This window comes from Rathayibacter sp. AY1C5 (assembly GCF_002931705.1).
In the GTDB taxonomy this organism is placed as follows: Bacteria; Actinomycetota; Actinomycetes; order Actinomycetales; family Microbacteriaceae; genus Rathayibacter.
Genome location: NZ_PSWD01000003.1, coordinates 80,646 through 93,940 on the forward strand (window position 1 = coordinate 80,646; position 13,295 = coordinate 93,940).

A 13,295-nucleotide genomic window follows, 5' to 3' on the forward strand; every position below is an offset into this window, starting at 1 on the left:
GCTACGACCGCCGCAGTTCGAAGGTGGTGGTGCCGACCTTCACGGGCGTGTCCAGCGGCACCTTGGTGGGCGCGCCGACGCGGCGGCCGTCGAGGAAGGTGCCGTTGGTGGAGTCGAGGTCCTGGATCATCCACTCGTCGTTCCAGAGGAGCAGGCGCGCGTGGTGGGTCGAGGTGTAGTCGTCGCGGATGACCAGCGTCGACTCCGCGGAGCGGCCGATCGTCAGCGGGTCGCCGGTCAGCTCGAGCTCGGTGCCCCGCTTGGGGCCCGAGGTGATCACGAGGCGCTGCGCCGTGTGGACCGTGGCGGCGCCTCCCTGCTCGGCGCGCTCGGCGGCGGCCTCTCGGCTCCTCCGGGCCGAGGGGGCCGACGGAGAGGCGGGCTGCGCGGGCGTGGGAGCCGCGGCGGCCGCGGCGACCACGGGCTGGGCCGCCGTCACGAACGGGGCCTCGGGGGACGCGGCCTGCGCGCCGGGCGGCAGCTTGCGCACGCGCTGCCCGAACAGGTCGGAGCGCAGCGCGTAGACGATGCCGAACACGAAGAACCACAGCAGCGCGAGGAACGCGATGCGCAGGAGGAAGAGAGTGAGCTCGCTCATAGCCGGTCGTCCCAGAATCCCTCGGAGCCGCGTCCGGCTGCCCTGCCGGACGACGGGCGGTCGGTGCGTGCGGGCGCGGAGCCCTGCACGACGCGGTAGACGATCGAGGTGCGCCCGATCGTGATGGTCTGCTCGGGGGCCAGGGGCGCCTGCGTGACGGGCCGGCCGTCGAGCTTGGAGCCGTTCGTGGACCCGAGGTCGTGCACCTGGGCGCGGGAGCCGTCCCAGAGGATCTCGACGTGCTTGCGGGACGTGCCCGAGTCGTCGACGGTGATGTCGGCGTCGCTGCCGCGGCCGATGACGGTGCGCGCCTTCGTGATCGGGTGGCGCCGGCCGTCGATGTCGAGGACGGGCGTGTAGGCGACGGTGCCCTTCACGCTGCGGGAGTCGACCTCGACCATGCCGTCGCTGAGCGCCGGATCGACGGCGAGGGAGATGTCGATCGGGCCGGGGAAGCGGAAGCCCTGCTTGGTGGCGTGCTCGGTGGCGACCGTGGTGAGCTCGTCGATCAGGGTGGCGCCGAGGCGCTGCATCCGGTCGAGATCGGTCGCGGACATCCGCAGGACGAGGCTGTTGGGGACGAGGATGCGGTCGCGGCTGACCACGGCGGCGGAGGTGTCGAGCTCCCGGCGGAGGGCGGAGGCGAGCTCGACCGGCTGCAGACCCGACTTGAAGGTCCGCGCGAACGCGCCGTTGACGACGCGCTCGAGTCCCTTCTCGAAGTTGTCCAGTATGCCCACAGTCTTCCGATCTTCCGGTTCTTCGCCTTCTCGGCGGTCGCGCACGGATCGAGATGTCTGCGCGCCCGTCGCCGCTTCCTCTTCTTGGTCTGCGCCGCGCACGGCTACGGGCATGTTACTGGGATGGTCTGGATGCGCGATCCTCCGCGGTGGTTTCGCGGCCGGAGTGCCGTGTGCGCGCTCTCACCGGCACGGCCCGGTGGCGGCTCCCGGGGGAGGCTCCGACCCGGGGCGGCGGGTGCCGGTTCGGCTCCGGGGCCGGGGGATGCTACGATTTCTCGTCGGCGCTTCGGTGCCGCTGGTGAGCGCGAGTGGCGGAATAGGCAGACGCGCACGGTTCAGGTCCGTGTGCCCGAAAGGGCGTGGGGGTTCAACTCCCCCCTCGCGCACCAGAGTTCATGAGAACCGGAGTTCGAGAGAACCGGGTTCGAGAGAACCGGGTTCGAGAGAACCGGGTTCGAGAGAACCAGAGGAGAAGCCCTCGATCGGATGTCCGGTCGGGGGCTTCTCCCGTTCCCGGGTGCGGTGCGCCGCGGGGCGGGCTCCTGTCGTGTCGTTCTCGCGGGCGGCGTCCCGCGGAGGGGCGGTGTTCACCGGGAGGTCGGCGCGAGGTCGTCCGGCGCGGGCACGCTCGCGGGGTGATCGCCCTCCGTGCCGACGTGTCCGCCCTCGATCCGCAGGCGCTGCCCGAGCTGCTCCGACGCCTCCGCCGGCACCGGAGCGTGCAGGTGGGGGAGTGCCAGTGGATCGCGGTGCTGCCCGGATCGGGCCCGGTGCTGCTGACGGCCGGCGACCGGCTCGTGCTCGACCTGCTGATCGAGCGGCGCGCGCTGCTCCCCGTGGTGATCGACGCGCTCGAGGCGGAGCTGCGCAGCGGCGGCTTCCGCGAGCGGATCGCGCTGAGCTGGAGCACGCCGGACACGGTGCCCGTGCTGCTGCGCTGACGGCTCGCGGTCAGCGGCGGGTGAGCTCCACGACCGGGATGATACGGGTGGTGCGCTTCTCGTAGTCGAGGAAGCCGGCGGAGGCGGTGGTGAAGCGGGCCCAGCCGGCGTCGCGCTCCTCCCCGGCGAGGACGCGCGCCCGGACGTCGACGGTGCCGTCGTCGGGGGTCTCGATCGCCAGGTCCGGGTGGGCGATCAGGTTGTGGAACCAGGCGGGGTGCTTGGGCGCACCGGCGGCGGACGCGGCGAGCAGCCAGACGTCCTCGGAGGGGTGCAGCGCCATCAGCGGAGTCACGCGCTCCTCACCGGAGCGGGCGCCGCGGTGGTGCACCAGCACGAGGCTCCTCCCGAAGCCGCCCGTGGTCACGGTCCCGCCGTTCGCGCGGAACTCCTCGATGATCGTGTCGTTCCAGTCGGCCATGCTCGTCCTCCTCGACGCGGTGCCGGCACTCGAGTGCCGGGGTCAGGCGCGGGCGCCCAGGGCGTCCTCGCGGCTGCTGCTCCCACCCGGCGGCTGCGCGCCCCCGGTGACGGCGGCGGGATCCGCCAGCGCCCGCCGCCAGGGTAGCTCCGCGGCGCCGACGAGTTCCAGCCTCGAGCGCAGGGCGGCCCGCTCGATCCGCACGCCGCGCGCGAGGTCGCTCAGAGCCCGGGCGGAGACGCGGGCGGCGAGGCGCTCGCGGTCGACGGTGAGCAGCGAGCCGAGGAAGCCGCCGAGCACGACCGCGGTGGGGTTGAAGAGGTTGATGTAGGTGGACAGGCCCTCCGAGAGCAGGTCGACCTGGCGGGCGACCTCGCCGAGGACGGCGGGGTCGCGGGAGGTGCCCAGGGCGATGTCGAGCTCGTCCTGGTCGAGGACGCGGGCGCCGAGGACGTCGAGGAGGGAGCGCATCCGGACCTCGGCCTCGAGGCAGCCGCGCCGGCCGCAGCCGCAGAGGCGGCCGTTCGTGGCGACGAGGGTGTGGCCCAGCTCGGCCGCGAATCCCGAGGAGCCCTGGAGCGGGACGCCGCCGATGATGACTCCTCCGCCGATGCCGCCCGCGCCGCCGGTGACGTAGACGACGTCGGCCACGCCGTGCGCGGCTCCGAAGAGGGACTCGCCGATGGCGCCGAGGGTCGCGTCGTTGCCGACGGCGACCGGGAGGTCGAGGGCGCGGCTGAGCTGGGTGGCGAGGTCGACGTCGCGCCAGCCCAGGTGCGGGGCGCGGTGGACGAAGCCGGAGTCGGCCTGGACGAGGCCGGGGACGGCGACGCCCGCGCCGACCAGCGTGCGCAGCGACTCCCGCTCGGAGCGGAAGCCCTCGACGATTCCGGCGACGACGCGGACCACCGTGGCGGGGCTCGCGGGCTTGGGGGTGTCGAAGCGGACGCGGCGGAGCAGCTCGCCGTGCAGCCCGACGAGGCCGACGATGATCGCGTCGGTGTCGAGGTGGACGCCCACGGCCGCGAACCGGTCGCCGGGGACGACGGTGGCGCTGGGGCGGCCGATGCGGCCGTCGGGCGCGGTGGTCTCCTCCGCCACCCAGCCGAGCTCGCTCAGCTCGCCGACGAGGTTCGCGACGGCGGAGCGGTTCAGCCCGGTGAGGCGGCCGAGCTCGGCGCGGCTGGTGGGACCGGAGCGGTGCACCAGGGTCGCGAGGCTCGCGAGGTTCGTGCGGCGCAGCAGCGCGTTGCTGGAGGCTCCGACTGCTCCTGCCATGATCGCCTGCCTGTCGCTGGACCCCGACGGGTCTCGGATGCACTCGGGCGCGGCTCCCCCGAGGAGAAGCCGCGCCCGAGAACTGTAGAAGAGAAGGACGAGGAGCGCCGCTGGGCGGCGCCCGGCGTTCGCCTAGCGGCCGCCGGCGCGGCGCTTGTTGAAGATGTCGAACGCCACCGCGAGCAGGAGCACGAAGCCCTTGATCGCCATCTGCCAGGCCGCGTCGACCGAGAGGATGGACAGGCCCATGTTGAGCACGCCCATCACGAGTCCGCCGATGACGGCTCCGACGACGGTGCCCACGCCTCCCTGGACGGCAGCGCCGCCGATGAAGACCGCGGCGATCGCGTCCAGCTCGTAGTTCTGTCCGGCCGAGGCGACCGCACCGCCGGCGCGGGCGGTGCTGACGATGCCCGCGACTCCGGCCAAGGCGCCCATGTTGACGAAGATGAAGAAGTTGACCCACTTCGTCTTGACGCCGGACATCATCGCGGCGAACAGGTTGCCGCCCATCGCGTAGATGTGGCGGCCGAAGACCGTCCGGCCGAGCACGAAGCTGTAGGCGAGGATCAGCACGGCGAGCACGATCAGGATGATCGGGGTTCCGCTGTAGCCGGCGAGCAGCCAGGAGAGGGCCATGATCGCGATGACGGCGATGGCCGACTTCGCGACCAGCGAGCCGATGGGCTCGCGGGGCAGCTCGAGGCGGCGGAGGGTCGCGCGGCTGCGGAGCTGCTGGGCCACGAGGACGACGCAGACGATCAGGCCGAGGACCAGGGTGAGCGCGTCGCGCCCGGCGATGCCGCCGAGGACGCCCGGCAGCCAGCCGGCGCCGATCGCGGTGAACTCGGTGGGGAGGCCGTTGATCGTTCCGCCGGTGAGGAGGACGAGGGTGAAGCCGCGGAAGATCAGCATGCCCGCGAGGGTCACGATGAACGCCGGTATGCCGACGAAGGCGACCCAGAAGCCCTGCCATGCTCCGACGGCGGCGCCGGTGACGAGGGCGACGACGACGGCCGCCCACCAGGGCAGGCCCCAGTTGTTCATCGCGATCGCCGAGATGGCGCCGACCATCGCCACGACCGAGCCGACCGAGAGGTCGATGTGGCCGGCGATGATGACCATCACCATGCCGATCGCGAGGATCAGCACGTAGGCGTTCTGCTGGATCAGGTTGTTGACGTTGCCGGGCAGGAGCAGGCGCCCGCCGGTCAGCACCTGGAAGAGCAGGATGATGATGGCCAGCGCGGCGAGGATGCCGTACTGCCGGAGGTTGATGTTCAGCCGGCGCGAGCGCTTGGGCGGGGTGGAGGGCGTGTTGGCGGGCGTGTCCGCCGGCGCTGTGGTGGTCGTGGCGCTCATCGGGCCTGTTCCTTTCCGGCGGTCATGTAGTGCATGAGGTGCTCCTGGGTGGCGTCGGCGCGATCGATCTCGCCCGTGATCCGTCCCTCGGAGATGGTGTAGATGCGGTCGGCGAGGCCGATCAGCTCGGGCAGCTCGGACGAGATGACGACGACCGCCTTGCCCTGGGCCGCGAGCTCGTTGATGATCCCGTAGATCTCGTACTTGGCTCCCACGTCGATGCCGCGGGTGGGCTCGTCGAGGATCAGCACGTCGGGACCGGAGAAGATCCACTTCGAGAGGACGACCTTCTGCTGGTTGCCGCCGGAGAGCTTCCCCGTGACGGCCGAGACGGTCGGCGCCTTGATGTTCATCTTCGATCGGTACGAGTCGGCGACCTTGTACTCGCGGTGCTTGTCGATCACGCCGAGCCGGGCCAGGCGCGAGAGCGCGGCGGCCGAGACGTTGACGGTGATGTCGCCGATGAGGTTGAGCCCGTAGCGCTTGCGGTCCTCGGTCGCGTAGGCGAGGCCGTTGCGGATGGCCTCGTCGACGGTGCGGGTCTGGATCTCCTCGCCGTCCTTGTAGACGCGGCCGGAGATCCCGGTGCCGTAGCTCCTCCCGAAGATGCTCATCGCGAGCTCGGTGCGTCCGGCGCCCATCAGGCCCGCGAAGCCGACGATCTCGCCGGCGCGGACGGTGAAGGAGGCGTCGTCGACGACCACGCGGTTGATATCGACCGGGTGGTGGACCGTCCAGTTCTCGACGCGCAGCTTCTCCTCGCCGATCTGCGGGTCGCGCGGCGGGAACATGCTGTTGAGGTCGCGGCCGACCATCGCGCGGATGATCCGGCTCTCGGACGCCTCCTCGCCGGCCATCGGGAAGCTCTCGATGGTGCGGCCGTCGCGGATGATCGTGACGGTGTCCGCGATGGCGCGGATCTCCTTCAGCTTGTGGCTGATGATGATGCAGGTGATGCCCTGCTTGCGGAGCTGGTCGATCAGGCCGAGCAGGTGGTCGCTGTCCTCGTCGTTGAGGGCGGCGGTGGGCTCGTCGAGGATGAGGAGCTTCACCTCCTTGGCGAGGGCCTTGGCGATCTCGACGAGCTGCTGCTTGCCGACGCCCAGCTCGAGGATCTTGGTCGCGGGGCTCTCGGCGAGGCCGACGCGGGCGAGCAGCTTGGCCGCCTCCGCGTTGGTCGCGTTCCAGTTGATGACGCCGCGGGTCGACTTCTCGTTGCCGAGGAAGATGTTCTCGGCGATGGAGAGGTAGGGGCTGAGGGCGAGCTCCTGGTGGATGATCACGATGCCGTCGGCCTCGCTGTCGTTGATCGACCGGTACTGCGCCTCCTCGCCCTCGAACTCGATGGTGCCCTCGAAGCTGCCGTACGGGTACACGCCGGAGAGGACTTTCATCAGGGTCGACTTGCCGGCGCCGTTCTCGCCGCAGATGGCGTGGACCTCGCCGGGCTGGACCGAGAGCGAGACGCCGTCGAGGGCGCGGACGCCGCCGCCGAACTCCTTGACGATGTCGCGCATGATGAGGATGGGACTGGCCAACAGGGCCTCACTTCGTTGGGGGGGAGTGGTGTGCGGACGGGGAGGCGGGGGCGGGGAGGATCGCTCCTCCCCGCCCCCGCCCGACGGATCAGAGTCCGACGTCGCCGGCCTTGAGGAAGCCGGAGTCGACGAGGACCGACTGCACGTCGTCCTTCGTGACGACCTGCGGCTCCAGCAGGTAGGACGGGACGACCTTCTCGCCGTTGTCGTAGGTCTCGGTGTCGTTGACCTCGGGCTCCTCGCCCGCGACGATCGACTGCACCATCTGGAAGACGCGGTCGCCGAGGGTGCGGGTGTCCTTCCAGACCGTCATGGACTGCTCGTCGGCGAGGATCGCCTTGACGTTGGCCTTGTCGGCGTCCTGGCCGGTGATGACCGGGTAGTCGGCGCCGGGGGTGTAGCCGGCCGACTTCAGCGAGGCCTCGATGCCGATGGCCAGGCTGTCGTTGGGGGAGAGCACGACGTCGACCTTCTGGCCGCCGGTGTAGAAGGACGAGAGGCGGTTGTCCATCTCGGACTGCGCCTTGTCGGAGGCCCAGCCCTGGATGCCGATCGAGGCCCAGTCGTCGTCCGACGCGGGCGACTTGCCCGAGGGGACGGTGAGCTTGCCGCTCTCGATGTAGGGCTGCAGGACGTCCCACGCGCCGGAGAAGAAGAACTTCGCGTTGTTGTCGTCGGGGCTGCCGGCGAAGGGCTCGAGGGTGAAGGGACCCGCGGCGTTCTTCAGGTCGAGGGTCGACTCGATGTACTGGCCCTGGAGCTGGCCGACCTTGTAGTTGTCGAAGGTCGCGTAGTAGTCGACGTCCGCGGTGCCGTTGATGAGACGGTCGTAGGCGATGACGGTGGCGTTCTGCTTCTTCGCCTCGGCGAGGACGGGCGCGAGCGCCTCGCCGTCGATCGCGGCGATGACCAGGATCTTGGAGCCGCCGGCGATCTGGTTCTGGATCTGCGAGATCTGCTGATCGGTCTTGTTGTCGGCGTACTGGAGGTCGACGGTGCAGCCGTCGCCCTCGAGCTGCGACTGGAGGCCTTCGCCGTCGTTGATCCAGCGCTCGAGGCTGCGCGTGGGCATCGAGATGCCGACGGTGCAGTCGCCTTCCGCGCCGGCGCCGGCAGCGGCGCCTCCGGAGTTGGCGGGGCTCGCGGAACAGGCCGCGAGGCCGAGGGAGATGATGCCGGCGGCGGCCAGCGTGGTGATGCCGCGGGAGAACTTCATGGAGTGCATTCCTCTCTGAAAGCAGTGTCCGAGGGAGAGGACGACAAGAGGCGTGCACGTGTGGCGCACGTCGTCGTGTCGTCGCCCGGGAGGGCGGGAGAGCCCCGAGGGGCTTTGTCCACGGAGAGAACATATTCCTTCGATCGGGGCGAGTAAAGCGCGGGCGGCGAATTTGTCCAGGCGATGCCGAAATGTGATCTTCGGGACGTCGACCCCCGCCGTTGCTGGGGGAGAACGCTCTCACCGCTCGGCTCCCGCCCGGCTCGCGCTCCTCCGCCGGGCGCCCGCCGCCGTCCGCGTGAGGGAAACGCGAGGACTCCGGGCCGGGCCGTAGGGGAACCGTGAGGACCGCTCCGAGGGGCCCCCGCGAGGTGTTGCATCGCTTCCTGTGCCGCTTCCCGGCAGGCGTCCGGTCCCGGGCGTCGTCCGCTCCCCGGATGGAGTCCTCCGTGCTCGACCTCGCCTACCTCCTCGGCGTGCTCGCCCTCTTCTCGCTCATCGCTCTCGCCGCGAAGGGGGTCGAGCGGCTGGGCGGACCGCCCCCCTCGGCGACCCGCGGGACCCGCGAGAAGGAGGCGGGCCGGTGATCGTCTTCGACGCCCTGGCGGCCGTGCTGGCGCTCGCCGCCGTCGTCTACCTCGTCGCGGCCCTGATCCGACCGGAGCGCTTCTGATGGATCCGCTCCTCGCCGTCCTCCAGGTCGCGACCGTCGGCCTGGCCGTCGCCCTCCTCCACCGCCCCCTCGGCGACCACATGTTCCGCGTCTACACCTCGACGCGCGACCTCGCCCTCGAGCGCGGCGTCTACCGCCTCATCGGCGTCGACTCCGCGGGCGAGCAGAGCTGGCGCGCCTACCTCCGGGCCGTGCTGGCCTTCTCTCTCGTCGGCGTGCTCCTGCTCTACGGGATGCAGCGCCTCCAGGCGGTCCTGCCCGGCTCCCTCGGCCTGCCCGCGGTGCCGGAGGGGCTGGCGTTCAACACCGCCGTCTCGTTCGTCACCAACACCAACTGGCAGTCCTACTCCCCGGAGGCGACCCTCGGCTTCGCGGTGCAGCTCGGCGGCCTCGCCGTGCAGAACTTCGTCTCGGCGGCCGTGGGCCTGGCCGTGGCGGTGGCGCTGATCCGCGGATTCGCGCGCCGCTCCTCCGGAACGCTCGGCAACTTCTGGGTCGACCTCGTGCGCGGCACGCTGCGCCTCCTGCTGCCCCTCGCGGTGGTGGCGGCGGTCGTGATGATCGCGGGCGGCGTGATCCAGAACCTGAACGGCCCGCTGACGGTGACCACGCTCACCGGCGGCGAGCAGAGCATCCCGGGCGGCGCGGTGGCCTCGCAGGAGGCGATCAAGCTGCTCGGCACCAACGGCGGCGGCTACTTCAACGCCAACTCCGCGCACCCGTTCGAGAACCCCTCGGCGTGGGTGTCGCTGCTGCAGATCGTGCTGATCCTCGCGATCCCGTTCTCGCTGCCGCGCACCTTCGGCCGGATGGTCGGCGACGTGCGGCAGGGCCGCGCGATCCTCGCGGCGATGGCGACGATCTTCGTCGTGTCGCTCGCGGCCCTCACCGCGCTGGAGGCGGCGGGCGGCGGATCCGCGGCGCAGGCCGCCGGAGCCGCGATGGAGGGCAAGGAGACGCGCTTCGGCATCGCCGGCTCCGCCCTCTACGCGACCGCCTCGACGCTCACCTCGACCGGCGCCGTCAACGCGATGCACGACTCCTTCACCGCGCTCGGCGGCATGCTGCCGATGCTCAACATGATGCTCGGCGAGGTCGCCCCCGGCGGCGTCGGCTCGGGCCTCTACGGGATGCTCGTGCTCGCGGTGCTGGCCGTGTTCGTCGGCGGGCTGCTGGTCGGCCGGACGCCCGAGTACCTGGGCAAGAAGCTCGGCCCGCGCGAGATCAAGCTCGCGAGCCTCTACATCCTCGTGACGCCGACGCTCGTGCTGGCCGGCACGGCCCTGAGCTTCGCGATCCCGGCGGTGCGGGAGGACGTGGAGAGCACGTCGATCCTGAACCCCGGGCTGCACGGGCTCTCGGAGGTGCTCTACGCCTTCACCTCCGCGTCCAACAACAACGGCTCGGCGTTCGCGGGGCTGACGGCGAACACGCCCTGGCTCAACACGGCGCTCGGCGTCGCGATGCTCCTCGGCCGCTTCCTCCCGATCCTGCTGGTGCTCGCCCTGGCCGGCTCGCTCGCGGCGCAGTCGCCGGTGCCCTCCAGCGCCGGCACGCTGCCCACCCACCGGCCGCAGTTCGTCGGCCTCCTCGTGGGCGTCACGGTCGTCGTGACCGCGCTCACCTACTTCCCCGTACTCGCGCTGGGCCCCCTGGCGGAAGGACTGCGACTCCGATGACCACTGCACTGACCGAGGCCCCCGCGGAACCCGCGCGCCCCACCCGCGCCGCCCTCGGGCCGCGCCAGCTCGCCGCCGCCCTCCCCGGAGCGCTGCGCAAGCTCGATCCGCGCCTGATGTGGCGCAACCCCGTGATGTTCATCGTCGAGGTCGGCGCCGTGCTGACCACGGTGCTGGCGATCGCCGAGCCGTTCCTCGGGGGGCCGGAGGAGTCGGGCGGATCGACGGTGCCCGTCACCTTCACGGCCGGCATCGCGATCTGGCTCTGGCTCACCGTGGTGTTCGCGAACCTCGCGGAGTCGGTGGCCGAGGGCCGCGGCAAGGCCCAGGCCGAGAGCCTGCGCGCCACCCGCACCAGCACTCCGGCCCGGCGCGTGGCCGACTACGACCCCGCGGACCCCTCCGCCCTGTCGGCCCGCCTGGTCGAGGTCTCCTCGGCCGAGCTGCAGCTGGGCGACGTGGTCGTGGCGGAGGCGGGCGACCTCGTCCCCGGCGACGGCGACATCGTCTGGGGCATCGCCTCCATCGACGAGTCGGCGATCACGGGCGAGTCGGCACCGGTCGTCCGCGAGAGCGGAGGCGACCGCAGCGCGGTGACGGGCGGCACGCGAGTGCTCTCGGACCGGATCGTGGTGCGCATCACCTCGCGGCCGGGCGAGACCTTCGTCGACCGGATGATCGGCCTGGTCGAGGGCGCGTCGCGGCAGAAGACGCCGAACGAGATCGCGCTCGACATCCTCCTGGCGAGCCTCTCGATCGTGTTCGTCGTGGTCGTGCTGACCCTGAACCCGATCGCCTCGTTCGCGGGAGCCTCCGTGAGCGTCCCGGTGCTGGTCGCCCTGCTCGTCTGCCTCATCCCGACCACCATCGGCGCCCTCCTCTCGGCCATCGGCATCGCCGGCATGGACCGGCTCGTGCAGCGCAACGTGCTCGCGATGTCCGGCCGGGCGGTGGAGGCGGCGGGCGACGTCACGACGCTCCTGCTCGACAAGACGGGGACCATCACCTACGGCAACCGCCGCGCGGTGGCGTTCCTCCCGCTCGACGGAGTGGCGCAGGCCGCCCTCGTCGACGCGGCCGCCTCCTCCTCGCTCAGCGACCCGACACCCGAGGGGAAGTCGATCGTCGACCTCGCGGGCGACTCGGGCCGTCCCGCCGTCGAGCCCGCTCAGGCCGCCGTGGTGCCGTTCACCGCGCAGACCCGGATGAGCGGGCTCGACCTCCCCGACGGCTCCTCCATCCGCAAGGGCGCCGGCTCGGCCGTGCGCGCCTGGGTGGAGGAGGAGGGGCCGCTGCCTTCCGCGGTCGCGGCGCGCCTCACGGTGCTCGTCGACGGCGTCTCGGAGAGCGGCGGCACGCCTCTCGTCGTCGCGGTGAAGGACGCCCACGGCGCCCGCCTGCTCGGCGTCGTGCACCTGAAGGACGTGGTGAAGGACGGGCTCGCCGAGCGCTTCTCGGAGCTGCGCGCGATGGGCATCCGCACCGTGATGATCACGGGCGACAACCCGCTGACCGCGAAGGCGATCGCGGCGGAGGCGGGAGTCGACGACTACCTCGCCGAGGCGACCCCCGAGGACAAGCTCGCCCTGATCCGGCGCGAGCAGGAGGGCGGCGCGCTGGTCGCGATGACCGGCGACGGCACCAACGACGCCCCGGCCCTCGCGCAGGCCGACGTGGGCGTGGCGATGAACACCGGCACCTCGGCGGCGAAGGAGGCGGGCAACATGGTCGACCTCGACTCCGACCCCACCAAGCTCATCGACATCGTGCGGATCGGCAAGCAGCTGCTGATCACCCGCGGCGCGCTCACCACGTTCTCGATCGCGAACGACGTGGCGAAGTACTTCGCGATCATCCCGGCGATGTTCGCGGGGGTCTTCCCTGGGCTCGCGGTGCTGAACGTGATGCAGCTGCACTCGCCGGCCTCGGCGATCCTCTCGGCGATCGTGTTCAACGCGCTGGTGATCGTCGTGCTGATCCCGCTCGCGCTGCGGGGAGTGGCGTACCGCCCGGTCGCCGCCTCGCGCATCCTCAGCCGCAACCTCCTGGTCTACGGGCTGGGCGGAGTGATCGCTCCGTTCCTCGGGATCAAGCTCGTCGACCTGATCGTCGCTGCGATCCCCGGCTTCTGACCCGCCCGTCCCGACCACCGAAGACAGAGAGAAGAGACCATGTTCCGTCCCTACGGTGTCGCGCTGCGCGCGATGATCGTGCTCACCGTGCTGCTGGGAGCGGCGTACCCGCTCGCGGTGCTCGGGATCGGGCAGCTCGCCCTGCCCGCCCAGGCGAACGGCTCGCTGCTGCGCCAGGACGGCGCGGTGATCGGCTCGCCGCTCATCGGGCAGTCGTTCACGGACGCCGACGGAGCGCCCCTGCCGGAGTGGTTCCAGTCGCGTCCCTCCGCCGCGGGCTACGACGCCGCGGCCTCGACCGGCAGCAACCTCGGCCCCGAGAACGCCGACCTGGTCGCGTCCGTCGAGGAGCGCCGGGCCGCGATCGCCGCCTTCGAGGGCGTCGACCCGGCCGCGGTGCCGGCCGATGCGCTGACCGCCTCCGCCTCGGGGCTCGACCCCGCGATCAGCCCCGCCTACGCGCAGCTGCAGGCGCCCCGCGTCGCCGCCGCCCGCGGGCTCGACGTGAGCGCCGTGCGCGCGCTGGTCGACGAGCACACCGCGGGCCGCGAGCTCGGGTACCTCGGCGAGCCGACGGTGGACGTGCTCGAGCTCAACGCCGCTCTCGCGCGGCTGTGACCGCTCCGGTGGCGCCTCCGGCTCGTAGAATCGCGATCGGCTCGTCGGGACCGTCCGATCGAGCGGATCGACGCCGGACCCGCGAGCCCGGGACAC

Annotated in this window: 13 protein-coding genes and 1 tRNA gene; 7 read left to right on the forward strand and 7 right to left on the reverse strand. The window is 71.6% G+C overall.

Annotated features, from left to right (window positions below):
• Position 1: 1 nt before the first annotated feature.
• Together C5C57_RS04005 and C5C57_RS04010 are read right to left on the reverse strand one after the other, a co-directional pair.
• Positions 2-598: an FHA domain-containing protein gene (locus C5C57_RS04005; RefSeq protein ID WP_104222659.1), complete on the reverse strand. Its 597-nt coding sequence runs from the start codon at positions 596-598 to the stop codon at positions 2-4.
• The gene (locus C5C57_RS04010; protein ID WP_104225775.1) at positions 595-1,338 is read right to left on the reverse strand and encodes a DUF3662 and FHA domain-containing protein; all 744 of its coding nucleotides are present in this window, start codon (positions 1,336-1,338) and stop codon (positions 595-597) included. The genes C5C57_RS04005 and C5C57_RS04010 overlap by 4 nt, the downstream gene beginning before the upstream one ends.
• 305 nt (positions 1,339-1,643) lie before the next feature.
• On the opposite strand from C5C57_RS04010, the gene C5C57_RS04015 reads away from it, so the two are divergent.
• Positions 1,644-1,730, forward strand: a tRNA-Leu gene (locus tag C5C57_RS04015).
• A gap of 246 nt (positions 1,731-1,976) precedes the next feature.
• Positions 1,977-2,282: a hypothetical protein gene (locus tag C5C57_RS04020; protein ID WP_104247543.1), complete on the forward strand. Its 306-nt coding sequence runs from the start codon at positions 1,977-1,979 to the stop codon at positions 2,280-2,282.
• Positions 2,283-2,292: 10 nt separating this feature from the next.
• On the opposite strand, the gene C5C57_RS04025 is transcribed toward C5C57_RS04020, so the two are convergent.
• From C5C57_RS04025 to chvE, 5 genes are all read right to left on the reverse strand, one after another.
• Positions 2,293-2,703, reverse strand: a complete 411-nt coding sequence (locus C5C57_RS04025) for a nitroreductase/quinone reductase family protein (RefSeq protein ID WP_104247544.1) — start codon at positions 2,701-2,703, stop codon at positions 2,293-2,295.
• A 42-nt stretch (positions 2,704-2,745) separates the two neighbouring features.
• Complete coding sequence (locus C5C57_RS04030) at positions 2,746-3,981, reverse strand: ROK family protein (RefSeq protein WP_104247545.1); 1,236 nt, start codon at positions 3,979-3,981, stop codon at positions 2,746-2,748.
• A 132-nt stretch (positions 3,982-4,113) separates the two neighbouring features.
• Positions 4,114-5,343 carry a multiple monosaccharide ABC transporter permease gene (mmsB, locus tag C5C57_RS04035; protein ID WP_104222654.1) on the reverse strand — a complete coding sequence of 410 codons (1,230 nt, stop codon included), beginning with the start codon at positions 5,341-5,343 and terminating at the stop codon, positions 4,114-4,116.
• Complete coding sequence (mmsA, locus tag C5C57_RS04040) at positions 5,340-6,860, reverse strand: multiple monosaccharide ABC transporter ATP-binding protein (RefSeq protein WP_104222653.1); 1,521 nt, start codon at positions 6,858-6,860, stop codon at positions 5,340-5,342. The genes mmsB and mmsA overlap by 4 nt, the downstream gene beginning before the upstream one ends.
• Positions 6,861-6,969: 109 nt before the next feature.
• Complete coding sequence (chvE, locus tag C5C57_RS04045) at positions 6,970-8,097, reverse strand: multiple monosaccharide ABC transporter substrate-binding protein (RefSeq protein WP_374952918.1); 1,128 nt, start codon at positions 8,095-8,097, stop codon at positions 6,970-6,972.
• A gap of 437 nt (positions 8,098-8,534) precedes the next feature.
• Between chvE and C5C57_RS17990 the strand changes: the two genes are divergently transcribed.
• Genes C5C57_RS17990 through kdpC form a run of 5 tightly spaced genes read left to right on the forward strand, consistent with a single transcriptional unit; the run spans position 8,535 to position 13,199 of the window.
• On the forward strand, positions 8,535-8,684 hold the full coding sequence (locus C5C57_RS17990; protein WP_167299012.1) for a hypothetical protein: 150 nt from the start codon (positions 8,535-8,537) through the stop codon (positions 8,682-8,684).
• A complete protein-coding gene (gene kdpF / locus C5C57_RS04050; protein ID WP_068209492.1) occupies positions 8,681-8,770 on the forward strand; it encodes a K(+)-transporting ATPase subunit F in 90 nt (29 codons plus the stop codon). The genes C5C57_RS17990 and kdpF overlap by 4 nt, the downstream gene beginning before the upstream one ends.
• A complete protein-coding gene (gene kdpA / locus C5C57_RS04055) occupies positions 8,770-10,449 on the forward strand; it encodes a potassium-transporting ATPase subunit KdpA (protein ID WP_104222651.1) in 1,680 nt (559 codons plus the stop codon). Before kdpF ends, kdpA begins: the two co-directional genes overlap by 1 nt.
• Entirely contained in the window at positions 10,446-12,581 is a 2,136-nt protein-coding gene (kdpB, locus tag C5C57_RS04060; protein ID WP_104247546.1) for a potassium-transporting ATPase subunit KdpB, read from the forward strand. The genes kdpA and kdpB overlap by 4 nt, the downstream gene beginning before the upstream one ends.
• A gap of 39 nt (positions 12,582-12,620) precedes the next feature.
• On the forward strand, positions 12,621-13,199 hold the full coding sequence (kdpC, locus tag C5C57_RS04065; protein WP_104247547.1) for a K(+)-transporting ATPase subunit C: 579 nt from the start codon (positions 12,621-12,623) through the stop codon (positions 13,197-13,199).
• Positions 13,200-13,295 lie beyond the last annotated feature (96 nt).

Bases quoted from the DNA above. Each gene is read 5' to 3' on its own strand.
- C5C57_RS04005 (WP_104222659.1), bottom strand. From the start codon at position 598: ATGAGCGAGCTCACTCTCTTCCTCCTGCGCATCGCGTTCCTCGCGCTG.
- C5C57_RS04025 (WP_104247544.1), bottom strand. From the start codon at position 2,703: ATGGCCGACTGGAACGACACGATCATCGAGGAGTTCCGCGCGAACGGC.
- C5C57_RS04030 (WP_104247545.1), bottom strand. From the start codon at position 3,981: ATGGCAGGAGCAGTCGGAGCCTCCAGCAACGCGCTGCTGCGCCGCACG.
- mmsB (WP_104222654.1), bottom strand. From the start codon at position 5,343: ATGAGCGCCACGACCACCACAGCGCCGGCGGACACGCCCGCCAACACG.
- mmsA (WP_104222653.1), bottom strand. From the start codon at position 6,860: ATGCGCGACATCGTCAAGGAGTTCGGCGGCGGCGTCCGCGCCCTCGAC.
- chvE (WP_374952918.1), bottom strand. From the start codon at position 8,097: ATGAAGTTCTCCCGCGGCATCACCACGCTGGCCGCCGCCGGCATCATC.
- C5C57_RS17990 (WP_167299012.1), top strand. From the start codon at position 8,535: ATGGAGTCCTCCGTGCTCGACCTCGCCTACCTCCTCGGCGTGCTCGCC.
- kdpA (WP_104222651.1), top strand. From the start codon at position 8,770: ATGGATCCGCTCCTCGCCGTCCTCCAGGTCGCGACCGTCGGCCTGGCC.
- kdpB (WP_104247546.1), top strand. From the start codon at position 10,446: ATGACCACTGCACTGACCGAGGCCCCCGCGGAACCCGCGCGCCCCACC.
- kdpC (WP_104247547.1), top strand. From the start codon at position 12,621: ATGTTCCGTCCCTACGGTGTCGCGCTGCGCGCGATGATCGTGCTCACC.